This window comes from Microbacterium awajiense, from assembly GCF_039536545.1.
GTDB classification, from domain to species: Bacteria; Actinomycetota; Actinomycetes; order Actinomycetales; family Microbacteriaceae; genus Microbacterium; species Microbacterium awajiense.
Genome location: NZ_BAAAYU010000005.1, coordinates 492,733 through 517,561 on the forward strand (window position 1 = coordinate 492,733; position 24,829 = coordinate 517,561).

21 protein-coding genes and 1 tRNA gene are annotated in these 24,829 nt (G+C 69.7%); 6 read left to right on the forward strand and 16 right to left on the reverse strand.

Annotation, left to right across the window (positions count from 1 at the left end; translation table 11 throughout):
* Positions 1–37 precede the first annotated feature (37 nt).
* Positions 38–670, reverse strand: coding sequence for a TetR/AcrR family transcriptional regulator (locus ABD663_RS08995; protein WP_344737651.1), 633 nt, complete (start codon positions 668–670; stop codon positions 38–40).
* Between the two features lie 57 nt (positions 671–727).
* Here ABD663_RS08995 and ABD663_RS09000 point away from each other — a divergent pair, with 57 nt between their 5' ends.
* From ABD663_RS09000 to ABD663_RS09010, 3 genes are all read left to right on the forward strand, one after another.
* Entirely contained in the window at positions 728–1,762 is a 1,035-nt protein-coding gene (locus ABD663_RS09000) for an agmatine deiminase family protein (RefSeq protein ID WP_344737652.1), read from the forward strand.
* Positions 1,759–3,480, forward strand: coding sequence for an amidase (locus ABD663_RS09005; RefSeq protein ID WP_344737654.1), 1,722 nt, complete (start codon positions 1,759–1,761; stop codon positions 3,478–3,480). The genes ABD663_RS09000 and ABD663_RS09005 overlap by 4 nt, the downstream gene beginning before the upstream one ends.
* Before the next feature lie 69 nt (positions 3,481–3,549).
* On the forward strand, positions 3,550–4,281 hold the full coding sequence (locus ABD663_RS09010; protein WP_344737656.1) for a flavodoxin family protein: 732 nt from the start codon (positions 3,550–3,552) through the stop codon (positions 4,279–4,281).
* Between the two features lie 14 nt (positions 4,282–4,295).
* On the opposite strand, the gene ABD663_RS09015 is transcribed toward ABD663_RS09010, so the two are convergent.
* Together ABD663_RS09015 and ABD663_RS09020 are read right to left on the reverse strand one after the other, a co-directional pair.
* Entirely contained in the window at positions 4,296–5,867 is a 1,572-nt protein-coding gene (locus tag ABD663_RS09015) for an ABC transporter permease (RefSeq protein ID WP_344737658.1), read from the reverse strand.
* Positions 5,864–6,769 (reverse strand): ABC transporter ATP-binding protein, encoded by a 906-nt coding sequence (locus tag ABD663_RS09020; protein WP_344737659.1) that lies wholly within the window; start codon positions 6,767–6,769, stop codon positions 5,864–5,866. The genes ABD663_RS09015 and ABD663_RS09020 overlap by 4 nt, the downstream gene beginning before the upstream one ends.
* 85 nt (positions 6,770–6,854) lie before the next feature.
* Between ABD663_RS09020 and ABD663_RS09025 the strand changes: the two genes are divergently transcribed.
* Entirely contained in the window at positions 6,855–7,430 is a 576-nt protein-coding gene (locus tag ABD663_RS09025) for a TetR family transcriptional regulator (protein ID WP_344737661.1), read from the forward strand.
* A 22-nt stretch (positions 7,431–7,452) separates the two neighbouring features.
* Here the strand turns inward: ABD663_RS09025 and ABD663_RS09030 are convergent, their stop codons facing one another.
* The 3 genes from ABD663_RS09030 to ABD663_RS09040 are packed head-to-tail and all read right to left on the reverse strand — an operon-like array spanning position 7,453 to position 9,949.
* Positions 7,453–8,829, reverse strand: coding sequence for a sensor domain-containing protein (locus tag ABD663_RS09030; RefSeq protein WP_344737664.1), 1,377 nt, complete (start codon positions 8,827–8,829; stop codon positions 7,453–7,455).
* Positions 8,826–9,644 carry an alpha/beta fold hydrolase gene (locus tag ABD663_RS09035; protein ID WP_344737666.1) on the reverse strand — a complete coding sequence of 273 codons (819 nt, stop codon included), beginning with the start codon at positions 9,642–9,644 and terminating at the stop codon, positions 8,826–8,828. The genes ABD663_RS09030 and ABD663_RS09035 overlap by 4 nt, the downstream gene beginning before the upstream one ends.
* 35 nt (positions 9,645–9,679) lie before the next feature.
* Positions 9,680–9,949 carry a hypothetical protein gene (locus ABD663_RS09040; RefSeq protein WP_344737668.1) on the reverse strand — a complete coding sequence of 90 codons (270 nt, stop codon included), beginning with the start codon at positions 9,947–9,949 and terminating at the stop codon, positions 9,680–9,682.
* Between the two features lie 246 nt (positions 9,950–10,195).
* Here ABD663_RS09040 and ABD663_RS09045 point away from each other — a divergent pair, with 246 nt between their 5' ends.
* Complete coding sequence (locus ABD663_RS09045; RefSeq protein WP_344737670.1) at positions 10,196–11,041, forward strand: MBL fold metallo-hydrolase; 846 nt, start codon at positions 10,196–10,198, stop codon at positions 11,039–11,041.
* Positions 11,042–11,062: 21 nt separating this feature from the next.
* Here ABD663_RS09045 and ABD663_RS09050 read toward each other — a convergent pair whose 3' ends face one another.
* The 10 genes from ABD663_RS09050 to ABD663_RS09095 form a co-directional block, all read right to left on the reverse strand.
* A complete protein-coding gene (locus ABD663_RS09050) occupies positions 11,063–12,277 on the reverse strand; it encodes an MFS transporter (protein WP_344737672.1) in 1,215 nt (404 codons plus the stop codon).
* Between the two features lie 39 nt (positions 12,278–12,316).
* The gene (locus ABD663_RS09055) at positions 12,317–13,021 is read right to left on the reverse strand and encodes an SDR family oxidoreductase (protein WP_344737674.1); all 705 of its coding nucleotides are present in this window, start codon (positions 13,019–13,021) and stop codon (positions 12,317–12,319) included.
* Positions 13,018–13,536 carry a YbhB/YbcL family Raf kinase inhibitor-like protein gene (locus ABD663_RS09060; protein ID WP_344737676.1) on the reverse strand — a complete coding sequence of 173 codons (519 nt, stop codon included), beginning with the start codon at positions 13,534–13,536 and terminating at the stop codon, positions 13,018–13,020. Before ABD663_RS09060 ends, ABD663_RS09055 begins: the two co-directional genes overlap by 4 nt.
* A 57-nt stretch (positions 13,537–13,593) precedes the next feature.
* A complete protein-coding gene (locus ABD663_RS09065; protein ID WP_344737678.1) occupies positions 13,594–14,637 on the reverse strand; it encodes a zinc-binding alcohol dehydrogenase family protein in 1,044 nt (347 codons plus the stop codon).
* 46 nt (positions 14,638–14,683) lie between these two features.
* Positions 14,684–15,745 (reverse strand): SMP-30/gluconolactonase/LRE family protein, encoded by a 1,062-nt coding sequence (locus ABD663_RS09070; RefSeq protein WP_344737680.1) that lies wholly within the window; start codon positions 15,743–15,745, stop codon positions 14,684–14,686.
* An 88-nt stretch (positions 15,746–15,833) separates the two neighbouring features.
* On the reverse strand, positions 15,834–17,504 hold the full coding sequence (locus ABD663_RS09075) for a hypothetical protein (RefSeq protein ID WP_344737682.1): 1,671 nt from the start codon (positions 17,502–17,504) through the stop codon (positions 15,834–15,836).
* 238 nt (positions 17,505–17,742) lie between these two features.
* On the reverse strand, positions 17,743–18,981 hold the full coding sequence (locus ABD663_RS09080) for a hypothetical protein (protein WP_344737684.1): 1,239 nt from the start codon (positions 18,979–18,981) through the stop codon (positions 17,743–17,745).
* 422 nt (positions 18,982–19,403) lie between these two features.
* On the reverse strand, positions 19,404–20,864 hold the full coding sequence (locus tag ABD663_RS09085; protein ID WP_344737686.1) for a LuxR C-terminal-related transcriptional regulator: 1,461 nt from the start codon (positions 20,862–20,864) through the stop codon (positions 19,404–19,406).
* 433 nt (positions 20,865–21,297) lie between these two features.
* Positions 21,298–23,049, reverse strand: a complete 1,752-nt coding sequence (locus ABD663_RS09090; RefSeq protein ID WP_344737689.1) for a cation:proton antiporter — start codon at positions 23,047–23,049, stop codon at positions 21,298–21,300.
* A gap of 192 nt (positions 23,050–23,241) precedes the next feature.
* Positions 23,242–23,329, reverse strand: a tRNA-Ser gene (locus tag ABD663_RS09095).
* A 104-nt stretch (positions 23,330–23,433) separates the two neighbouring features.
* Here ABD663_RS09095 and ABD663_RS09100 point away from each other — a divergent pair.
* Positions 23,434–24,816, forward strand: coding sequence for an MFS transporter (locus ABD663_RS09100; protein ID WP_344737691.1), 1,383 nt, complete (start codon positions 23,434–23,436; stop codon positions 24,814–24,816).
* Positions 24,817–24,829: the final 13 nt, after the last annotated feature.

A 24,829-nucleotide genomic window follows, 5' to 3' on the forward strand; every position in this document is an offset into this window, starting at 1 on the left:
CACTCTCGCACAGGGCGGCGGTCGCGCGGACGGGGCCTCAGCCCAGCACGCCCCGATCGAGACCCAGCATCGCTTCGACCGCCGTGCCCATGAGCGCGCGGCGCTCAGCCGACGCTCCCCACCGGACGAGCGCGTGGGCGTTCAGGCCGTCGATCATGCCGAGCATCTGGCGCGCGACCGCCCCGGGATCGTCGAGCGAGAACGCACCGCACGCGACCCCGCGCCTGACCTCGGCTTCGAGGAAGGCGATCCACGCATCCATCTGCGCGCGCACCTGGTCTGCGAGCGCTTCGTTGCGCGCGAGACCCCACGCCTGCACCCACACGAGCGTGACGTCGTCACGCGAGCCGTCGAGCAGCGTCGCCAGCAGCAGGTGCATCCGCGCCACGGGGTCGTCGAATCCGGCGACGATGCCCTCGATGTCTCGCATTTCGTCGGCCACGATCGCCGTGAACGCCTCGGCGACGACGGCATCCATCGACGGCGTGTAGTGCGCAACCAGCGCCGGCGCGACGCCAGCTTCGGCCGCGACCGCCCGCAGGGTGACAGCGGCCGGGCCCTCGCTGATCGCCACCCGACGGGCCGCCTCGGCGATCTCGGCGCGGCGCTCGTTCGGCGAACGGCGTGTGCGTCCGGGACGAACGGTGGCCTCCGAGGGCTTTGACGGCATAGGAATGATTCTGTACGCTCGAACCGCAATTGATCAAGTGATCAACAAGGAGCACCCATGGCCTGGCGCATGCCCGCGGAGACTGCTCCGCACGAACGCACCTGGATGGCGTTCCCCCGCGAAGGCCGGACTCTGGGCGAGTCGGCGGCTGAACGCGAAGAGGCGTACGCGGCCTGGAGCGACGTCGCCCACGCGGTCGCCGAGTTCGAGCCGGTCTCGATGGTGGTCGACCCCTCCGAGTCCGACCGCGCCGCCCGCATGCTCGGCTCGGCCATCGAGGTGCGCGAAGCCCCGCTGGACGAGTACTGGATGCGCGACATGGGGCCGACCTTCGTCGTCGACGACGACCGGCCGGGCGTGCTCGGCGCCGTCGACTGGACCTTCAACGGCTGGGGGGCGCCGGGCTGGGCCGACTGGCGGCTGTCTGCCGAGATCGGCCGCTTCGTCGCCGATGAGGTCGGCGCCGAACTGGTCAGCTCGCTGCTCGTCAACGAGGGCGGAGGCATCCACGTCGACGGCGAGGGCACGGTGCTGCTCACCGAGACGGTGCAGCTCGACCCGCGTCGCAACCCGTTCGCCGATCGCGCGCGCGTCGAGGCCGAGATGGTCCGCACGATCGGGGCCGCGCACGCGGTGTGGCTGCCGCGCGGACTCACGCGCGACTACGACGCGTTCGGCACGAACGGCCACGTCGACATCGTGGCGACCATCCCCTCACCCGGACGCCTGCTGCTGCACGCGCAGCGTGACGCGGGCCACCCGGACGCGGCCGTGACCGCCGAGTTGCGCGCGCTGCTCGCCGAGCAGACGGATGCCGCCGGCCGCCGCTTCGACATCGTCGAACTGCCCGCGCCCGAGACCTTGCGCGATGACGAGGGCTTCGTCGACTGGAGCTATGTGAACCACCTCGTCGTCAACGGCGGCGTCATCGCGTGCGGGTTCGGCGAGGAGCGGGCAGACGCCGTCGCCCGCGGCATCCTCGAAGACGCCTACCCGGGCCGCAAGGTGGTGACCGTCGACGCGCGCGCCATCTTCGCCCGCGGCGGAGGCATCCACTGCATCACCCAGCAGCAGCCGAAGGCTGCGTCATGAGTTTCGAGGTGACCGAGGCGTCGATCGCCGACCTGCGCACCGCACTCGAACGCGGCGCCACAACCGCGGTCGACCTGGTGCGGGCCTATCTCGCGCGCATCGACGCCTACGACGGCCCCGACACCGAGACCGCACTCAACGCCGTGGTGGTGCGCAACCCCGACGCGCTCGCCGAAGCCGAGGCATCCGATGCCCGCCGCGCCCGCGACGAGACGCGCGGGTCCCTCGACGGCATCCCGTACACCGCGAAGGACAGCTATCTCGTGCGCGGGCTCACCGCGGCAGCCGGCAGTCCGGCGTTCGCCGAACTCGTCGCGCAGCGCGATGCGTTCACGATCGAGCGACTGCGCGACGGCGGCGCGATCTGCCTCGGGCTCACCAACATGCCGCCGATGGCCAACGGCGGCATGCAGCGCGGCGTGTACGGCCGCGCCGAGAGTCCGTACAACGCCGACTATCTGACCGCGCCGTTCGGCTCGGGCTCGTCCAACGGGTCGGGCACGGCCACGGCCGCCTCGTTCGCGGCGTTCGGGCTGGGCGAGGAGACATGGTCGAGCGGACGCGGACCCGCCTCGAACAACGCGCTGTGCGCGTATACGCCCTCGCGCGGCATCATCTCGGTGCGGGGGAACTGGCCGCTCGTACCCACGATGGACGTCGTCGTGCCGCAGACGCGCACGATGGCCGACCTGCTCGAGGTGCTCGAGGTCATCGTCGCCGACGACGCCGAGACCCGCGGCGATTTCTGGCGCCGGCAGCACTGGATCCCGATCCCGACCGCGTCGTCGGTGCGGCCCGCGTCGTACCCCGCGCTCGCCCCGACCGATGCCGCATCGGCCGCCGCGACCGTCGACGGTCTGCGCATCGGCGTGCCGCGCATGTACATCAACCAGGATGACGCGCCCGACGGTCCCGGGATCGGCGGCCCGACCGGCCGACGTGTCCGCACGCGGGACTCGGTGATCGAGCTGTGGCAGCAGGCCCGCCGCGACCTCGAGTCCGTCGGCGCGACGGTCGTCGAGGTCGACTTCCCCGCGGTGACGAACTACGAGGGCGACCGGCCCGGTGCCCCCACGATCGCCACACGCGGCCTCGTGTCGCCCGGCTACCTGCATCGCGAAATCGTCGACCTCTCGGCGTGGGGGTGGCAGGACTTCCTCGCGGCCAACGGAGACCCCGCCCTCTCGGATCTCGCCGACGTCGACGGGGCGCGGATCTTCCCGCATCCGGCCGGCGCACTCCCCGACCGGTACACCGGGTTCGACGACGACATCGCCGAGTATCCCGACTGGGTGCGCGCCAACCCGGGCGTCGACCCGTGGACCGGTATGCCTGAGCTCGCCGAGGGCCTTCTCGGCCTCGAAGAGACCCGCCGCGTCGACCTCGAGCAGTGGATGACCGAGCGCGACCTCGACCTCGTGGTGTTCCCCGCCGTGGCCGACGTCGGTCCGGCGGACGCCGACGTGAATGAGGCATCCGCCGACCGCGCCTGGGCGAACGGCGTGTGGGTGGCCAATGGCAACCTCGCGATCCGGCACCTCGGCATTCCGACGGTCACGGTGCCGATGGGCACGATGGCCGACATCGGCATGCCGGTCGGGCTGACCTTCGCCGGCCGGGCCTACGACGACACACGACTCCTGCGTGTCGGCGCCGCCTACGAGGCCCTCACCCGTCGGCGGACGCCGCCGGGGCGGACGCCCACCCTCGGCGCCTGATCCCGCGCATGCCCGCGCGGACGCGTCCACCGCACTGACAGCGCCGGCCCGCCGACCTAGAGTGACCACATGACCGACCAGAGACACCCACCGGCCACCTACGACGACCTGCGGGCCGTCTTCATCAACTGCACGCTCAAGCGCAGTCCCGACCTCAGCCACACCCAGGGGCTGATGGACCGGAGCATCGCCCTCATGCGCGCGCAGGGCGTGAGCGTCGAGAATGTGCGCCTGGTCGACCACGCTGTCGCGACCGGCGTCTACCCCGACATGCGCGAGCACGGCTGGGAGGTCGACGAATGGCCCGACGTGATCTGGCCGAAGATCGACGCCGCCGACATCCTCGTGATCGGCGGACCGCTGTGGCTCGGCGACAATGCGTCTGTCACCCGACAGCTGATCGAGCGACTGTATGCGATGAGCGGCATGTTCAACGCCAAGGGCCAGTACATCTACTACGGGAAGGTCGGCGGTGCTCTGATCACGGGCAACGAAGACGGAGTCAAACACGCCGCGATGTCGATCCTCTACAGTCTGCAGCACATCGGCTTCACGATCCCGCCCGCCGCGGATGCGGGATGGATCGGCGAGGTCGGCCCCGGACCGAGCTACCTCGATCCCGGCTCAGGCGGACCCGAGAACGACTTCACGAACCGCAACACCACCTTCATGACCTGGAACCTGCTGCACACCGCACGCATGCTGAAGGATGCCGGCGGCGTTCCCGCCTATGGCAACCTGCGTGAGGCGTGGAACGACGGGGAGCGGTTCGGGTTCGACGAGAACCCCGAGTATCGGTGATCGATCGCCTCTCCTCAGTGAGGGACGTCGCGCCGGCGGAAGCCGATGAATCCGACAGCGATCAGCACCACTGCGATCGCGAGCAGAATCCACTCCGCGCCGGCCGACACGTCGTCGGAGGGCAGGTTGCCCACCGCGTAGAGCGGCGACAGGTTCAGGGCCCAGTCGGGCAGCGATAGGGTGTTGCCGAGGAACGACACCGCGACCATATAGCCGACCGCGAGCCAGATGACCGCCGACGACCGGGGCAGCAGCGCGAACAGAGCGAAGGCGAGTCCGCTGACGACCAGCACCGCCGGGAGGAACGCGAGAGTCGATTCCGGGATCTTGTCGACTTCGGTGCTCGCCGTGAGCTGGAGTCCGGCGCCGCCGACCATGACGATGATCAGCGCGATGACCGTCGAGACGCCGAAGTGCGCGGCACTCCATCCGTATCGTGACACCGATCCGGCAAGCAGTACTTCCAGTCGACCCTCGGCCTCTTCGGCGCGGATCTTTCCCAGGCTCTGCCCCATGTATCCCATCGCCATGAGCACGACGATCACCAGCACGAATCCGACGTAGCCCTCGTTGACTTCGCTGCTGTCGGGGAAGAACGCCGCCATCTCGGGGTTGGTCTCGATCGCATCGGCGACGATGTCGGTGAACGCGCCGAAGATGACCGCGACCGCGAAGGTGCCCACGGCCCACGCGACCCCGGACACGACATGCGTGCGCGTCGCAATGCCGAGCGTCGTGCGCAGCGTCGCGCCTGCGCGCCCGGGCCCGGGGCGCGACGCGACCATCGCCGAACCCAGGTCGCGGCGGCCGACGAGCACCAGGCCGGCCGTCACCAGAACGGCGGCGACACCCAGTGCCAGCAGCAGCGGCCACAGGCGGAGGTCGTCGGTGAACGGCTTCGTCTCCTGCTGCCATGCGAGCGGCGAGAGCCACTTCCAGCCGTTGGCACGCACATCGCCGATCGCGCGCGTGATGTACGCGATGCCCAGGATGAGCACCCCCACCCCGGTCACCCCCGACGAGCGGCGCAGCAGCTGGCCGGCGAAGATCGCGATGCCCGAGAAGACGAGTCCGAGTCCCACTATGGATGCCCCGTAGAGGATCGCGCCGTCGGCGTCCTCGCCGTACGCGATCAGGGTGAGTGCCATGACCAGGCCTACCAGGGTCAGCGAGACCGCCGAGACCAGCAGAGCAGCCGTCCACGGGGCGCGCGCGCCGACGCTCCGCGACCGCAGGAGCTCCAGCATCCCCCGCTCTTCCTGAGCGCGGGTCTGCCGCACGACCAGCAGCAGTCCCATGAGCGGGATCGCCACCGCCGAGATGAAGCCGAACTCGTTCGAGACGACCCCGCCGAGGGTGTCGGCACCGTACGGGGTGCCGTTGATCGCCGCCATCGCCGGGTTGCCGGCGACCAGTTCGTTGTAGCTCGCGAGCGCCTCGGGGGTTCCGTACAGGTTGTCGATGGCGGCGACCGTCGCGATGTACCCGCCCGCGAGCGCCAGCACCCAGATCACGGGCGCGAGCCAGCCGGTGCGCAGCTGGGCGCGCAGCACTGTGCCGAATCCCGACCCGGCCCGGTGGCTCACCGCGCACCCTCATAGGCGTCGAGGAAGAGCTCATCCAGGCTCGGCGGACGCACGGTCAGCGCGGTGACGCCCGCAGCGAGGATCGCGGGAAGCACCTGGTCGAGCGCCTTCGGCTCCACGCTGAACTCGAGCTCCGTGCCGCCGTCGTCGGTGGGTGACGACGTGACGTCGGTCACGGCGTCCCCGGCCGGAGCGGCAACGGGTGCACGGGTGACGGCGTGCACGGTCGTGCGCGACAGTCGGCGCAGTTCAGCCACACTCCCGGCCTGCACGACCGTGCCGTGCCGGATGATCGTGACGTTCTCGCACAGCGCGTCGACCTCGCTGAGGATATGACTGGACAGCAGCACCGACGTGCCCTCCGCGGCGCGTTCCTTCACGCACTGTCGGAAGACCTCCTCCATGAGGGGATCGAGCCCCGAGGTGGGCTCGTCGAGGATCAGCAGGTCCGCCTTCGTCGCGAATGCGGCGACGAGGGCGACCTTCTGCCGGTTGCCCTTGGACAGATCGCGGATGCGCTTGGTGGGGTCCATGTCGAATCGTTCGATGAGCTCACCCCGCCGGGTCTCGTCTATCGGAGCTCCGGAGGCGCCGAGCAGATCGATGCACTGACCGCCGGTGAGCTGCGGCCACAGTGCGACGTCGCCCGGGACGTAAGCGAGCCGTCGATGCAGCGCGACGGCGCGACGCCACGGGTCGTCCCCGAACAGGCGCGCGGTGCCGGCGGTGCGCCGCACGAGCCCGAGGAGGATGCGGATCGTCGTGGACTTGCCCGCCCCGTTCGGGCCGAGGAAGCCGAGCACTTCGCCTTCGCGAAGAGTCAGATCCAGTTCGTCGAGGGCGCGGAAGCGGCCGAACTGCTTGACGAGCCCAACGATTTCGATGACGGGTCGGTCGGTCACGATTCCTCCGAATTGGCAGAGCACTGTCACTTGGCAGTGACTGTACTCTAGGGGTTGGAGCTCGGCCAAGGGGAACGGGGTCGACATGGGTCTTCGGGAGCGTACGCGGCGCGCGACGATGACCCGCGTGCAGGCGGTGGCCCTCGACCTGTTCGAGCGGCGCGGCTACGACGACGTCTCGATCGCTGAGATCGCGGCCGCTGCCGAGGTCGCGGAGCGCACGATCTACCGGCACTTCGGTACGAAGGTCGGCATCGTCGCGGTGGATGAGATCGATGACCTCATGTTCGGCGCGATCGCCGACTTCGCAGCCGAGAACGACCTGCGCACGGCCGCACGTCACGCCATCGCCGCGATGATCGACGAGTCGGCCGTCTCCGCAGAGCAGTGGGACCTCGCCTTCCGCAAGCTCCGGCTCATCGCCGATGAGCCCGCGCTGGGCGGGGCGATGCACGCTGCGGTTGCCCAGATGGTGGGCGGGCTCGCCCGGTCCGTCGCGCGCGCCCGAGGGCTGCCGGACGACGATGCCGCCACTCTGGCCGCGGTAGCCGCCCTGATCGCAGCGCTGCAGATCGGCCTGCAGCGCGCGCTCGGCGAAGGAACCCCCGACGCGGTCATGCGCGAGCTGGCAGTCGCACTCGACGCGCTCGACCGGTTCTGACGACGCAGACCGCGGAGGCGCCTCAGGCCGGCTCGCTCAGGGTGAAGCGGTCCTTCCCGCCGCGCTTCGAGTCGTACATCGCCGCATCGGCATGCATCAGCATCTGGGGCGCATTGCGCACCCCGTCGAGCCCCGGCCGGTACACGTCGATCCCGACGCTGACGGATGCTGAGATCACCCCACTGGGAACGACGATGGGCTCGCGGCACAGCTCGAGCACGCGTTCGGCGACCTGCTCGGCAGCCGCGACGTCGGTGTCGGCGCACAGCGCGACGAACTCATCGCCGCCCATCCGCCCGACCACGTCGGTGGCCCGCAGGCTCGCGCTCAGCCGTTCGGCCAATGCGACCAGCACCTGATCGCCGGCAGCATGCCCGAAGGCGTCGTTGATGCTCTTGAAGTCATCGATATCGAGGAACATCACCGCCAGGGGACGGCCGGTGGCCGTGCTCTCGGCGATCGCGTCGTCGATCGCCGACTGCAGCAGCTGCCGATTCCCGACCCCGGTGAGCTGGTCATGAAGGGCGAGGAAGGCGAGCCGGCGCTGCAGCCGCACACGGGTGAGCGTTTGGGATGCCTGTCTTCCCAGCGCCTGCTGCAGCTCGAGGTCGTGGTCGTCCAGTTCTGTGCGCGCCGCGAAGAAGCACACCAGAACGCCGAGGTGCGCGCCGTCACCGATGAGGGGTGTGACGGTCAGCGACACCAATCGCGCGGCGCGCATCGCCGAGGCGAGCTCGGGAAACGGTGACTGCTGATCACGTGCCTGCACGACGGTCACCTCCGTCGCAGACCACAGCGCGGGAACGGGGATGTCATTCGCGTGCAGCGGATCGGATCCCCCCATCAGGGCGAGACTCCCGTCCGGCTGCCACAGCAGGACTGCGGCCTCACGGGCGGCGAACGCTTCTGCGGCCACCTCGGCGAACGACTGCGCCACGTCTTCATCGGTGGCCGTGACATCGAACGCGGTGGAGACGTCCTGCAGGATGCGCACACGTCGTTCCGAGGCCTCGGCGAGGCGCTTGGCCTCCAGCAGATCCCGTTCATGGCGCACGCGCTCGGTCGCGTTGAAGACGGCGATGCGGTCGAATCCCGCGGAAGCGTCGCGCACCGCGTTGATCAGCACCGGCATCCGCTCCCCGTCGGCCTTCCGCAGGGTGAGTGCGACCTCCTCCACCTGCCCCCGCAGGTGGAGGAGCTGGGTGTGGCGCGTGTCGAAGAAGAGCAGACTGCCCGGGTCGAGCAGCGAAGCGAACGACCGCCCACACAGGTCCTCCGCCCGATACCCCGTCCACGAGACGAAAGCCGGGTTCGCCGCGACGATGACACCGTCGAGCGATGTCGACACCAGTCCACACGGAGCCTGGTCGAACCAGTCGACCCCCTCGTGGTCGCTCATTCGAGGAACTGTCGGATCTCGGTGACGACCTCGGCGGCGGCGGACAGTATGGGCACATGCCCCGTCGCGTTCAGCACTCGCAGACGACTGCCCCGGATCGCCGCGTGGACGAAGTCGCCGACATCGGTGGGAGCGATCATGTCTGCGCGGCACTGCAGGACGAGTGTGGAACAGGACACTTCGCTCAGATCATCACGATTGTCGGAGAGGAATGTGACCCGCGCGAAGTCGCGCGCGATGCTCGGGTCGTAGCGGCAGAAGCTCTCGGTGAGGCGGTCGCCCAGCTCGGGTCGGTCGGGCGTGCCCATGATGAGGGGCGCCGTTGCGTGCGACCATTCGACGAAGTTCGCGTCGAGCGAGTCCAGCAGCGCATCGATGTCGGCGGGCTCGAATCCGCCGCGGTAGTCTCCATCGTTCGTGTATCGCGGTGACGGGCCGATGAGCACCAGTGCCCCGAAGCGCTCCGGTGCGCGATTGGCTGCCAGCACCCCCACCATGGCGCTCACGGAGTGCCCGACGAACACCACGTCCGAGGCATCCAGTGCCTCGAGGATCTCGAGCACGTCGGTCGCATAGCCGTCGAGCGAGGCGTACCTGCCACGGCGGTACGCGGCGCGGTCCGATCCGCCCGCGCCGATGTAGTCGAACAGCACGACCCGGTGGTCGGATTCGAACTGGGGCGCCACGAGCCCCCACGTCTCCTGACTGCACCCGAATCCGTGGGCGAACATCATGACCCGCGCGTCGGGATCGCCTGAGACGCGCACGTTATTGCGCTGCAGCACGTCGGGGGCCGCGGGGCCGTTCGTCGTCATCTCATCGGAGCGAGCGTCGAGTCGTGGTGGCGGCGCTACCAGACGATGCCGCCGCCGAGCGAGATGCCGCCCCAGGTGAGCGCGATGAAGATCGCGGCGAAGACGACGGGGGCGATGCCCTTGCCGCTGCGTGCAAGCCCCTTCAGGAGCGCGATCACGGCGAGGACCGCCGCGACGATCGACAGACCTCCGCCGAGGATCAGTCCGATGAACAGCGGGATGGGCATGAGCAGCAGGCCGGCCAGGCCGACCCAGAAAGCAGCCCAGGCGGTCGGGTTCGAGCGAGCGGCGGCAGAGTCTGACATGCCGACCATCCTCTCAGAATCTGGGAGCGGGGACCGCACGTGCGCGTGAATCTTCGACGGCCGCGGCTGGGGCGCGGCCCCCCGCCGATGTGGCGGTCCCGATCCGCCCGACGACAGCCGAGACCGCGCTGGGCGAGCGGCCCAGCCTGCCCTCGACAGGGCCACCCAGATCGCGCCGAAGGACCCCCCGCCGCGCCTAGTGTCTGTTCTCGCGATGACGTTCCAGCGAGACAGGAGAACACAGCCATGAGCGCGACCTTCACCGTCGGGCAGTACGAAGTGACCGAGCTCGTCGACGGGACCGGGCACCTTCCACTGTCGGCGTATCCGGGCGCCGACTTCGCGGCATACCCGGAGCTGGTGGACCCCTCGGGATTCGTCGAGATCAGGATCGGCGCGTACCTCGTGCGTGGCGAAGGCGTGACGATGCTGATCGATGCCGGAGGCGGTCCGCGCCGTCTGCCTTTTCCCGCTGAACTCGCGGGAAACGCGTCACATCCGCCTCGCTTCATTCTGGACTCGGGTCACCTGCTGGACGCCATGGCAGACGTGGGTGTCAGCCCCGCAGATATCGACGCGATCCTGTTGACCCATCTGCACCTCGACCACGTCGGCTGGCTGATGAGCGGGGGATCGCCCACCTTCCCCCGCGCGGATGTCTATTTCGGGGACGCGGACTGGGAGACGCTGGTCAGCGGTGCCGACCCCTCGGACCCCGCGCGTGACATCCTCGTCACCGCGGAGAACGCCGGCATACTCCACCCCTACGGCGGACCCGACGTCGAGATCGCCCCGGGTGTCCGAGCCATCCCCAGTCCTGGCCACACCCCCGGCAGCCACGTGATCGAGATCCGATCCGGCGGCGAGGAACTGCTTTTCACGGGTGACCTCATCGAGCACCCCGGCCAGTTGGAGAACGAAAGCATCGACTTCATGACGGATATGGACAGAGTGACCGCGCGCAGCGCACGCGCAGCCCTCTGGGGACGGGCGAAGGGGCGGCCGGTGACCATCGTCACCGCGCACGTTCCCGGGCCGGTGTTCCGCAGAGTCGACGCGGACGGCTCCTGGGCGGATGCGACACAGGACTGAGACGATCGCACCGTCCGGGGGTCACGGGGTGCGCGCAGGCTGAGTGCGCACCCGACCCTGGCCTCGAGACAGGCCGGCGAGCGCCCAGACGGCGAGGCCCGCCGTCACCGCGCCGTATGAGAGCACGACCAGACGAAGATCGATGGCGGCGGCAGCCCAGCCCGCCAGGAGTACAGGCAGACCGTAGCCCGTGTAGGCGATCAGGTAGGCGCTCGAGAACAGGGCCCCGCGGTCGGTGTTGTCGGCCTGGGCGCCGAGAAGCCGCAGCGAAGCGCCGAACCCCGCACCCTGGCCGGCTCCGCCGATGACGGCGCCGAAAGCGACAACCAGGATGTCCGTGGTGAAGATGCCTGCGACTGCGACAGCCACACCCAACGCCGTGAGCAGTGCGCCCACCCACGCCGACCGCTTGGCCGGCACGCGCGCGAAGGGGATGCCGCAGATCGCGGCGGCCGCCGGTTGCAGCGCGACGATCACTCCGTTCGCCGCTCCACCGTCGACTCCGAGGATCGCGCGGTCGAATGTCGGTCCCAATCCGAGGAACAGTCCCGAGAACATCCAACCGGCGCCGATCAGGGGTGCGACGGACAGGAAAGCCGAACGCGCGGGCCGCGGTACGACCAGGCGTGGTCGCAGCGACCTGAGCGCGCCCGGCACACGCGCCGAGGTCTCCCGGGCCGCGCTGACCGCAATGATCCCGATCACGAAAGAGGCGATCAGCACGGCGAAGACAACGCGCGTCGAGTCTCCGAGCAGATCGACGGAGATCCCGGTGAGCAGGGCACCGAGCGCGAGCCCTCCGACCGGCGCCGCGCTGGTCACGACGGTCATGAGCGCGCGCCTGCGGGTGCTGCTGAGTTCCACGATCGTCGCCGTGAACGTGCTCGTCGCCGCGCCGGTTGCGATCCCCTGGAGCGCACGTGCCCCCAGGACCCAGCCGATGCCGCCGTCGACGAGGAAGAGCGCGCTGGCGACGATCATCAGTGCCAGTGCGCCGACGAGCACCGGACGGCGCCCGACATGGTCGGAGAGAGATCCCGCGGTGAGAAGGGTGAGAAGCAGCGTCGCCGCATAGACGGCGAATGCTGCCGTCAACTCCCACAGCGGAAGGTCCCACCGGCTGCGGTACAGAGCGAGCAGAGGCGTTCCCGCCCCGGCGGCAGCAGCGACGGCGATCGATGCGAAGACGATCCCCGCGAGGGGCCACACGCCCCGGCCGGTGGACGCGCTCGTCATGGCTTCTCCCTCTCTCGATTGCGCCGCGGCTTCGGACGCTCAGGTCAGCCGCGCGCCCCCATCGACGTGCAGGGTGGTCGCCGTCAGAAAGGGATTGGTCAGCGTGAGAATGACGACGGCGGCGATGTCGGCCGGCGTGCCGACCCGTCGAGCCGGATTGGCCGCTGCGGTGTCCGCGAACAAGCGAGCCTTGCCGTCGTCCCCCAACACGTCCCACGCTCCCGAATCGACGATTCCCGGAGAGACGGACACGACCCGGATCGGCGCGAGTTCCACGGCGAGCGCGTCCGCTAGGCCTTCCACGGCGCGATTGCCCGTGGCCATCACCACCAAGTCGGGACTCGGACGTGACGATGCCACGCCCGAGAAGAGCACGATCGCACCGTCGTCCGGCATCCGCGGCGCGAAGTGCTTCGCCAGCAGCAGCGGGCCGATCACCTTGGCGTCGAGCGCACGCCGGATCCTGCCGGCATCCAGCGAGGTCACCGCGCCGTTCGCATGATCCGCGGCGAGGACCACCAGGTCGTCGACATGGCCGAGGTCCGCCGCCGCCTGGGCGATCGTGGATTCATCCCCGAGGTCGATTCGCACAGACCGCCCGCCGGGGGGCGGCGAGATGACATCCGGATTGCGCCCGGCCATGATGACCTCGGCGCCCTCACCTGCTGCGCTTCTGGCCACCTCCGCACCGATCCCCGAGGCGCCGCCTACCAGCAGTACGCGGCGCCCCGTGAGTTCGGTCATCGGCGTCCGATCGCGGTGATGACACCACGGGCGACGACGTGCGGCAGGACGTTGAACGACACGAACGCGGGTGTCGCCTCCTCGTCCAGTCCGAGCTCCTTCACGCTGGCGATGTCAAGAGCCTGCACGGCGATCGCGTAGTGATCCACGGCGCCCTCGGGGGGAGCCGACCCGATGTACTGCGCGGCACGGGCGTCGTTCTTGACCGTCCAGGCGGCGCCGGGCAGATCGGTCACTCCCGAGGGGAGCTCGGTGGTCCCAGCGGGCAGGTCGACGACCATCCAGTGCCAGAAACCGGACGGTGTGGGCGCTTCAGGGTCGTACACCGAGACGACGAAGCTCTTCGCCGTCTCGGGCGCGCCCGTCCACGAGAGCTGCGGCGAGCGATCCTCCCCGCCGGGGACGCCGAAGGCTGCCGAGTACTGCGGCAGAGCGAAGTCTTCGCCGTCGGCGACGTCGGTGCTGGTGACGGTGAGCGCAGGCACAGAAGGCAGGCGGTCGAACGGGGTGCTCATGGTATCTCTTCTCTCTTGTTGGGGGTGGGTGGATGGGTCTTGGCGGCTGGCGGACGGTCAGTCGTCGAAGACGACGACCTTTCCGATCGCGCGACCGGACTCGACGACGCGATGCGCCCGGCGCAGCTGCACGGGGTCGATCGGCGAGAAGCGCTGCGTCGCGGTGCTGCGCACACGCCCTTCGTCGACCAGCTCGGCGACTTCACTGAGGATTCGGTGCTGCTCGATCATGTCGGCGCTGCGATGCATCGACCTCGCGAACATGAACTCCCAGTGCCACGAGAGCGCCTTGCCCTTCAGGCTCACCACATCGAGGTGATGCGGATCGTCGATCGCGACGATCTGGCCGAACGGCTTGCTGATCTTCACGTACGCGGCGACAGAGCCCGGCCGCTCGGACGCGGCGGTGAAGATCCAGTCGACACCGTCCGGGGCGACGGCGTGCACGTTCGCCGCGAGGTCGCCGTGGTGGTCGACCACCGCGTCTGCGCCCAGCTCGGTGACCCACGCGATCGTCTCGGGGCGCGAAGCGGTCGCGATCACGCGGATGCCGGGCGCCTTGACCTTCGCGAGCTGGATCATGATCGAGCCGACACCGCCGGCCGCGCCGACGATCAGGAGCACGCCCTCGCTGGTTTCGTCGAGATGGAGCTTGTGGAACAGCGCCTCGTAGGCGGTGAGGGTCGTGAGCGGCAGGGCTGCGGCATCCGCGAAGCTCAGGGAGGCGGGCTTACGTCCCACGATCCGCTCGTCGACGGCCTGGAACTGCGCGTTCGACCCCGGCCGGTTCAGCGCACCGGCGTAGTACACGTGGTCGCCCTTCTCGAACAGGGTGACGGCGTTGCCGGTGCCGACCACGACGCCGGCAGCGTCGTAGCCGAGCACGCGGAAGCCGTGGGCGGAAGCGCCGGCGCGCTGCTTGACGTCGACAGGGTTCACGCTCACCGCGTGCACTTCGACGAGCAGGTCGTGCGCCTCGAGGGTGGGGGCCGGGACGTCGCGCACGACGAGTGAGTTCTCGTCGTCGACGGGAAGGTTGGCCGAGTAGCCGACGGCACGCATCGTGCGGGCGGACGTTTCAGCGGTCTGCTTGTCGGTCATGGCGGATGCTTCTCCTTCGGAAGGTCGTCGTGAGAGGGGGCGGGGGTCAGACGAGGCGAACCGGCGAGGCATCCACCTGCACGCGGATGACGAGGTAGGGCGGGACGCGTTCGTCCGACCCGTTGAAGAGCGGGGTTCGCGGCAGCTGGTTGACCGTGACGTACAGGTATCCGTCGGCGGCGAGCGCCAGGGTGTCGGGCCAGAGGAGCGCACCGCCGTGCAGCACGGTCGACCACTGCCCCGCGGGCGTCCGCCTCAGAACCGCGGAGTGCTCCCACGCGGTCGCGTAGAGGTTGCCGGCGGTGTCGGTTTCGAGTCCGTCGGAGGCACCCTTGTCGCCGAGGTCCCGCACCGTCCCGGCCACGGCATCGTCGTCCTGGTCGCGGTCGAGCAGCGCCGCCGTGTCGACCGAGTACAGTCGTCGGCTCGAAAGCGGGCAGTAGAACAGGCGTGTTCCGTCGGATCCGAGTGCGATGCCGTCGGCACCGACCTTGTAGTTCGGACGCACCACGCCCTGCACGATCGCGCGGAACTGGTCGGTCGCCGCCGTCGACGAGTGACCGCGCAACCGTGCCCAGGACTCGCCCGAGGCGAGGTCGACGACGATGATGGCTCCGGTCGGCTGCGAGTCGGTGATGTACGCGACCCCGGCCTCGCCGCGCGAGAAGTCGAAACGCACGTCGTTGAGGTAGGTCGTCGGCGTCATCGCCTCGTCGGACGGGTGGATCACACGGACGATCCGGTCGGTGGCGGGATCGATCTCGATCAGCTTCGCGCCACCGGGCCGGACCGCACCGAATGAGGGCGCTCCGGTGTCGAGCAGCCAGAGGTGGCCGACGGGATCCATCACGACGCTCTGCACCGACACGAACTGCGAGGTCGGGTCGCCCTCGCCCCAGCGGTTGACCGCGGCATCCGGATACGGGCGCACGACACCGTCGACGATCTCGCCGACGGTGAAGGGGACGTCATCGCCCCAGCGCGGGAACGACACGAAGATGCGCCCGTCGTCGGCGACCGTGATGCCTGTGGGCATGTTGTCGTGGAGCTCGGCGACCAGCTCGTAGCGGTCGGCCACCCAAGCGCCCAGCGGGGTCGGCTGGTCCATCATCGTGCGTCCTCTCGTCACCGCGGATTTCGCGGCTTCGAGGGAAGGCTATGAGTGGCGGTCGGGAGTGCGCGTGGCCCCGGCAGGGCTACGGATCAGGGGAATACGAGCTTGCGCCGCCACCGACCGGGAGGTCGGCGGGCGGGCCCGTCTCGTCTTCGCTGACGTCAGCTCTCGGTCTGGACAGGATGAACCAGAGCGCGATCGCCACGAGAGCGTAGGCGACGAACAGGCCGACCCACACCCAGAACGCGGCCGAAGTCTGCTCCCAGCTCCCCGGGAAGGGGAGCAGCACGACCATGAACAGCGACCCGGCAGCGATGTAGGAGATGCCCCAGGCGATCTTGCCTGCGGAGAAGATCGATCCCCCGGGAAGGCCGCGGAAGGGCAGGAGCAGCACCGGCAGAGCCGATAGTCCGATCACGGTGATCGCAGAGAGCGCCTCGATCACGAACCGATCGATGATCCCCCCCGATGTCGTCAGCGGCTCGGCAAGCGCCCCGTAGGCGAACCAGGAAACCACGCCGATGCCCAGGAGGTAGCCCGTCTCCGACGCGGCGATGCGCAGCTGGTCGCGTCCGCCGACGACGGCGGGAAGGGTCACGGCGATGATGACACCGAAGATCACACCCGGCACGAAGCCCGTCAGCCGCGACAGGAGCACCGACACCGCGAGGATGACGAAGGATCCGGCCGCCAGGCGCACGCCGATACCCCCGCCCAAGCCCCACCGTCTGGCCAGGGCGGCGACGAGGAGCGCGACGAGCAACCCGTCGACCACGAGTGCCACAAGGCTCGACGCCAGCATCCGCACCGAGCCTGCGTTGAAGCCGAACTCGGGGTCGACGAAGCCGCTGATCACCGCGGCCACCACGAGTCCGATCGACAGCAAGATCCACCGCGGCCAGCGGCGAAGCGCGCGAGCCACCCAGGACCCCACTCGGGCCGCGAGCGCGGTCACGGGTCGCCAGAAGGTCGACACGCGCTCCGAGTTGTTCTGGATCGCCGACTCCATCAGCTTTCCCGGAAACGCCAGGATCGCTGCGAACACGAGTGTCAACGCGATCGTGCATGCCACGATGCCGGCCCGCAGATCGACCTCGGCCGGCGTGCGCAGGCCGCTCAGCGTCGATGGCGCGGCCGGTCCATCAGCGAGCCCTCCGGTCGGCGTCTCGGCCGGTGCCACCTCGCGTTCCGTCACGGGCGCGGGGTCGGCCTCGACGATGGGCTCCGCGGTCGGCTCGGGTGCAACGGCCCCGGCGGCGAGCAGTGCGTTCCGCGTGCGCACCAGCGAATCGACGGTGGACGGTTCGGCCGAGCCGATCTCGCACACGAGGAGCCCCTGGCTGAGAAGGCACACCTGGTCGAACTCGGGTGTGGGTTCCGTCGGCCCGGGCTGGACCAGCACCGCGCCCTCCGCCGTGGCAGGACCGTCCGCGAATCCAGCGTCTGCGAGGAAGGTCCGCAGTTCCTCCTCATCGGGTGCCGGCGCGTACCCCGTCCACCAGCCGAAGTCGCTCTGCGGAAGCCCGAAGACACAGTCGAGCCCACCGCGCTCCGCCAGCCACCCGAAGGGACCGGAGATCTCGATCTGCTCCCAGTCGGCCTGCTCCATGGCGGCCGCGAGCTCCGCGTCGAGGAAGTCGGCGCACACGATCGACTCACCGGCGACGGCATCGTGCGACCCCGCCAGTGTGAGCCCTGCCAGCGGCGAGATCGCGGCGGCACCGATCACGGCGACCAGCAGTGCGCGCAGCATTCACCTCACCTCGCCGGCGCGTCGGGGCGGTTCGGGTGATGAGATCGGGCGTGGCGAATCGGCCTTCACCGACGGTCGCGTTGCGTGCTCTGTGTCCATGACTGCCCCCACGTAGTCGGTCCCCGCCCAAGAGCTCAGCGCGTTCGGAACCTTCTTAGCGGACACCGGGAGCGTGCGGCAACCGGCACCGGCACGATCGCGTCGACCTTGCGCTGGGAGCGCCGCCCAAGGCGGGCGATCAGAGTTGCGTGGCCAGCTGGACCAGGTGCTCTGCCTGCTGCGTGGTGAGCGGCTTGCCGACGCTCGCAGCAACCTGCTTCGTGAACGCCTTCAGCACCCCCGCTCGCGCCTGGGGACTCGAAACGCTCGCGATCACCCATGCCTTTGCGATGAGCGCGCTCGCACCGCCCTTGACACCACCGAAGTACTCGACGATCACCCCCGAGAGCGATCGCACCGTCACCACGCACACGGCCGCCCCGGTGACCAGAGTCGTCGTGCCCGCGGCACACTCGGTCTGCGACGTCGCACCCGCCGTCGGCACATGGAAGCCCCGACCAGCGAGCGTGCACGATACCTGACCCGCCTGATCCTGATACGTGCCCGCCGCGCACGCCGTCTGCGACGTCGCCCCCACCGTGGCGACGTAGTGTCCTGGGTCGGCCGGGGCGCACGGTTCCGCGCCCGTGGCACTGTGGGTGCCCACGGCGCACGGCTCGCTCTTCTCTTCGACGATCACGAGCGAATGAAAACCACCTGCCGCGACCGCCACGACACCGGAAAGAGCGTTCGGCACCGACGATTGCCCCCTCGCGTCCGACCCCCAGGCGGTCACCGACCCGTCACCCGTCAACGCCAGCGAATGCGAGTCTCCGGCCGCGACCGCCACCACACCGGAAAGATCACGCGGCACCGTTGAGGGTCCGCCACCATCCGACCCCCAGGCGGTCACCGACCCGTCACCGGTCAACGCCAGCGAATGGGCCGCGCCGGCCGCGACGGCCACCACACCAGAGAGCCCGACCGGCACCGTCGACTGACCGACGCTGTCGTCTCCCCACGCGACGACAGTCCCGTCACCCGTCAATGCCAGCGAATGCGAGTCTCCGGCCGCGACGGCCACCACACCAGAGAGCCCACTCGGCACCGTCGACTGCCCGAAGTCGTCATCTCCCCATGCGACGACAGTCCCGTCACCCTGCAAGGCCAGCGAGTGGTAGGTGCCGGCCGCGACGGCCACCACACCGGAGAGCCCACCGGGCATCGTCAACTGCCCGAAGTCGTCATTTCCCCATGCGACGACCGTCCCGTCACCCTTCAATGCCAGCGAATGGGCCGCGCCGGCCGCGACGGCCACCACACCAGAGAGCCCGACCGGCACCGCGGACTGACCGACGCTGTCGTCCCCCCAAGCGACGACCGTCCCGTCACCCTTCAACGCCAGCGAATGCCAGAACCCGCCCGCGACGGCCACCACACCCGAAAGCCCGACCGGCACCGTGGACTGCCCGGCACGATCGTAGCCCCACGCGACGACGGTGCCCTCGGGTCCGGAAGCGAGCTCATCCGGGATCGTCCCGACCGGCCCCGCTGACGCCGGTGAGATCGGTGCCGCCACCAGCGTCCCGACAATGATCGCGACGCTCGCCGCGACTGCGCCCGCACGGCCGCGTACACCCGGCCTCTCCACTGAGAGTCTCACCGTCTCGTCTCCCGTCCCGCACCCTCGGATAGGGCCTTCTCGGAATCAACCACGCGCGACGCCGGTGCACATCGGGCACATGCCCTATCTCGTCGCCCAGTCCGATGCCGCGGGGTGTCCTCACCCAGGCGCAGTCGATCAGCCAGACCACCCTCCTCCGCCGCCACCCGATCACCCCGGCGAAAGCGCGCGGCGACTCAGACGAGTCCGTGGCGGTATGCGTAGGCGCTTGCCTCCCCTCGCCCGCGCACACCGAGCTTGCGATAGATCGCCCCGGAGTGGTGCATGACCGTCTTCGCTGACACCGCGAGGCGAACCGCGATCTCCTTGTTGGTCAGTCCTTGTGCCAGCAGCGACAGCACCTCGCACTCGCGAGCTGTCAGTGCGACGTCGGTGTTCCCGGACGGATGCGCGGGCGCGGCGTGCGCAGCGTGCCAGATCACGGCCTCCGATGCGGCATCCGTGATGGACAGCACCGCTCCCGCACCGACCAGCGCAGCGGCACCGGCCGGACCGAAACGGGCCGAGAGCTCGGAGCGCTCGCGCTCGAGCCGCGGAGTGGTCGCGGGCGCCATCGCGCGGAGGACGCGCTCCAGGTCGGCGCGCACGGCCCCGAGCATTCGCGCCGCGAACTCGTGGTCTCCCGCCGCCGCCGCGATCAGGACGGTCTGGACGAGGGCGATCTCGGCCTCGACCAGCCATCCTGCGTACCCGCCCGGTGCGAGCAGTTGCCCACACCAGCGCGCCGCGGTCGCCGGATCTCCTGCGTTCAGGCTCTCACTGGTCAGCGCGGCCAGCGCGAAACGCTCGAGCAGTGCCTCGCCGCGCGCGCGGGCGAGCTCGAGGGCGGCCGTGAGAGGCGGGATCGGGGCCGTGGGGTCGACAGTGCCGGGCGGCAGTGTCCGCAGCACCACCGTCGCCACGACGATCGTGTACGGATCGTGCACCCGCTGCCCGCGTTCGAGGGCGGCCAGCGCGAGACGCACGGCGTCGGCCGTATCACCCGCTGAATGTGCGGCCGAGGCCAGCCAGACGTCGAACCGCGCGGTCCACGTCGGACTCGCGATCGCCCGCGCGAGCTCGGCACCCGCGCGCGCCGCCTCGATCGCCGTCACGAAGTCCCCCGTCGCCACGAAGTTCAGGAGAGAGATGAGGTGCAACTGGAGCACGACGTAGGGGCTTCGCCGATCGTCGAGCAGTGCGGCAGCGCGCGCCCGCCGATCCTGCACGACGTCGCTCATCCCGACCGCGTCAGGCGAGAGCGACAGCAGGTGGGAACTCCACATCCACACCTTCGCCCGCAGGAGCGTGTCGAAGTCATCGACGACACCGCGCGCGATCAGTTGCTCGAGCAGTCCCGCCACCGCAGCGCGCTCGGGAAGCCCGACGAGCACGTCCGCACACGCCACGAGCCATCGAGCCGCAGCCTCCGCGTCGTCGACCATGAGGCGATCGGCCTCGTCCAGCAGGTCGCGACGCACGACTCGGGCGTAGCCGAGCGACGGGCAACTCGTCGCGTGCTCCTGGGCGTGAGCGGCCTCCGTCAGCCAGTGCGCGATGAGGGCCGTTCGACGGGCGTCGTCTTCGAGCACGAGGGCGGGCTCTTCACGCGCTCCAGCTCGCGCGGCGGGGGCGAGCGAGAAGACCGCCTCTCCCATGACCGGCGCGCAGGGTTCGATGAGATCGTGATCGGCCAGCCATGTCGTCTGCCCCCGGGAATCCTGGGAGGGGCGGTCATCGAGGCAGTCGACGGCCGCGGCAGGAAAGGGGCCGGCGAAACCCGCGAGTCGACCGAGGAGTCGCCGATCTTCCGTGCCGAGCGCGACCGGATGTCGGTCGGCGCCGACGACACGCGAGCGCGCCGACGCGGATACACCGACGTCTCGGTCGTCGAGGTCCACCCGCCCACCCCGGTGCGGCGACGGTCACCCGGGTGCCGGGTGCACTCAGCGCGCCGTCGATCCGCCTCGGGCCACCGCCCGATGGGCTCAGCATAACCGGACCGGTGCCGGTCCGAGCGATCGTTGCACGGGCTACCCGCTGGTCTGGACTGGTCTCGGCGAGGGGCGTCGCCCTCGGCCGGATTGCGGCTCAGCCGCGGTCGACGTGGCTGGGATCAGCGAGGACGATGGTCGCGCTCGGGCCGCCCCGCGTGGGGGTCCCGCGCAGGATGACTCGGTCGCCCGAGATCGTCGCGAGCACGAGCCCGTCGGGCGGCGCGGGGCCATCCACGATTCGGATGACGGCTCCCGCATCGACGCGGTCGTCGATGTCTTGCCGGGTGATCCCACGGGCGAAGGGGTGCGCGGTCGTGCCGTGCGGAATCCGTGCTCGGAGGGCGCTGGGGTCCCGGTCGGGCAGGAGCAACACACGTCGGCGGCCGAGCCGGTTGACCAGGGCCGCGGTGAGGACGGTCAGTCGAACGTCGGGGTCGCTCGCGATGAGCACCTGAGAGAGACCGGCCTGCTGGAGGGAGTCCACGATGTCTTCGACCGCGTCCGACATCGAGATCTGGGGTGCGTCCCCGGCCGCAATGACAGCGTCGGCGTCGGCGCGTGACGTCACCAGCAGAACAGGGATGCCGCGGACGTGGAGGGTGCGGGCCAGCTCACCGAGCCATCGGTCGTCGCCGATGATCCCGACGCCGTTGGGTGCAGGCTGGGCGACCTTCAGGGCTCGGGCGAGCGGGGTCGCGCCGAGCGCGTAGATGAGTCCGGTGCCGAGGATGACACCGAAGACGACCGGGAGGAGGAAGTCGCTGTCGATGTTCGCGGCGTCGAGCGAGACCGCGAACTGGGCTGCGGTCGCGGCGGCGACGATGCCGCGGGGATCGAGCCCGGCGATCATCACACGGTCTCGCCACGGGAGCTTCGTCTTGATCAAGGCGAGCGCGACCGATGCGGGGCGGACCACGAGGACGAGGATGACGACCACGATGAGGGTGGGCAGTGCGTACGCGAGGAGCGCGTCGATCTCGACGAGCGCGCCGAGGAGGATGAACAGGGTGCCGATGATGAGCACTTCGAGGGTGTCGCCGAACCCGCGGATGCGGGATGTCGGCACCAGCCGCTGATTCGCGGCGATGAAGCCGAGGGTGACGGTCGCGAACAGGCCCGCTTCGGAGAGCATCACGTCGGCTACGCCGAAGGCGGCGGAGGCGAACATGAGCGCGACGGCGGCTTCCATGCTGTCCGGGACGAGGAACCGGGACATCACGAACACGAGCAGCGCCGCGGCGACGACGCCGACGGCGATTCCGACGCCCAGCCGCGCGAACATCTCGAGAACGGGATGCCCCCCGTCTCGGCCCGAGGCGAGCACCAGGTTGAGGATGACGACACCGAGGGTGGCGCCGATCGGGTCGAGGAACGTGCCCTCCCAGTTCAGGATCGACCCGGTCGGTTTGCGGGGGCGGACGACCTTCAGCAGGGGGCCGACGACGGTGGGCCCGGATACGACGATGATCGCGCCGAGCAGGAACGCGAGATCGGAGTCGAGGCCGAGGATCCACAGGCAGGTGACAGAGGCTCCCACGAAGGTGACGGCGCCGCCGATGCCGACCAGCCGCAGCACGGGGCTGCGGCTGTCGCGGGGCAGATCCGACAGCCTCAGTTGCAGGCCGCTCTGGAACAGCAGAAGCGCGACGAGGAACGTGACCAGCGGGAACAGGGTGTCGCCGAACATCTCCTGCGGCTGGACCAGCCCGAGTCCGCCGCCGGCGAGCAGCCCGGCGGGCAACAGGAGCAGCAATCCGGGGAAACCGGCTCGGCGGGCGACCCACTGCGCCCCGACTCCGAGCACGACGATCGTGGTCAGCCCCACGAAGATGGCGTTCTCATCCATGCGCTTCCCTCCCCGCGCCCAGCATAGAGACTCGCCGCGTCAGGGCCCCGGGGTGCGGCGTGCGCCGAATCGGGCGGCTCGCATGCGCTGACGACCCGTGTTCACGTGCTGTGCGCGGGCCGCCCTGATCCGTGAATGGAGGAAGCCCCGCGATCCCAGTGCTTTCAAGGGTTCGCGGGGCTTCGACAAGAGCGGTGACGGTGGGATTTGAACCCACGGTAGGGGGTTACCCTACACAACTTTTCGAGAGTTGCACCTTCGGCCGCTCGGACACGTCACCGCGGGTCAGTTTACGTGACGTTCGCGCGGGCCGCCAATCCGGGACGGGCAGAGCATCCGTCCGCCGCGGCCCGCTCGCCGTGCACCGCGAGTAGATTCCTCAGCATGGCCCAGACCATGACGGCGCAGCAGCGCCTGGTCGTCGCGATCGCGTCGGTCGCGTCGTTCGTGGCCTTCCTCGACGGCACCGTGGTCAACGTCGCACTGCCGGCCATCCGCGACGAGCTCGGCGGCGGTCTCGCCACACAGCAGTGGACGGTCGACGCCTACCTGCTGACCCTCGGCGCCCTCATCCTGCTGGCGGGATCGGTCAGCGACGCGTTCGGCCGCATCCTCGTGATGCGCATCGGACTCATCGGGTTCGCGATCGCCTCGGTCGCGATCGCGCTCGCCCCGTCCCCGCTGTTCCTCGTCATCGCGCGCGCCGCACAGGGCGCAGCGGGCGCCTTCCTCGTTCCGAGCTCGCTCGCACTGATCACCGCGACGATGCGCGGAGCGCTGCAGGCCCGCGCGATCGGACAGTGGACGGCTTGGACCACGGGTGCCATGGTCGTGGGCCCGCTGATCGGCGGCCTCTTCGTCGACCTGCTCTCGTGGCGCTACGTGTTCCTCATCAACGTCGTCCCGATCGCCGTCACCCTGTGGCTGCTCACGCGCCTCGAGCACCGCGACACCCGCTCGCCGGACGCACGCATCGACTGGACGAGCGCCGTCCTGTGCACATTCGGCCTCGGCGGAGCCGTGTTCGCCCTCATCGAGCAGCCGAACTTCGGCTGGTCGTCGCCGCTGATCTGGGTTCCACTGATCCTCGGATGCCTCCTGTTCGCCGCCTTCCTCTGGCGCCAGTCCCGCGTACGCGCACCGATGCTGCCGCTCAGCCTGTTCACGGTGCGCAACTTCTGGACCGGCAACGTCGCGACCTTCTTCGTCTACGCCGCCCTCGCCCTCAACGGCTTCGTCGTGAGCGTCTACCTGCAACAGGAGGCGGGCTTCAGTGCGACCCTCGCCGGACTCGCGAGCCTGCCGCTGACGATCCTCATGATCCTGCTGAGCTCACGCGCCGGGGCGCTGGCCGGCCGGTTCGGTCCGCGCATCTTCATGACCGTCGGCCCCCTGTTGATGGCGGCGGGGTCGCTCCTGCTGCTCGCCGTCTCTGAGCAGTTCGACTACTGGTGGCAGATGCTGCCGGGCATGATCGTGCTGGGCCTGGGGCTCGCGATCACGGTGTCTCCGCTCACCTCGGCGATCCTCGGAGCGATCGAACCCGAGCGGTCCGGAATCGCGTCGGCGACGAACAACGCCATCGCCCGCGTGGCGGGGCTCCTCGCGGTCGCCGCCCTCGCGACGATCGTCGGCGGGATGCTCGACCTCGAAGGATTCCACCGCGCCGCGTGGGCGACCGCGGTGCTCATGGCCCTCGGCGGGATCGTCTCGTGGCTCGGCATCCGCACCCCCGACGCTCCCGCCGACGAGGATGCACCGAACTGACACCTCGATGTCG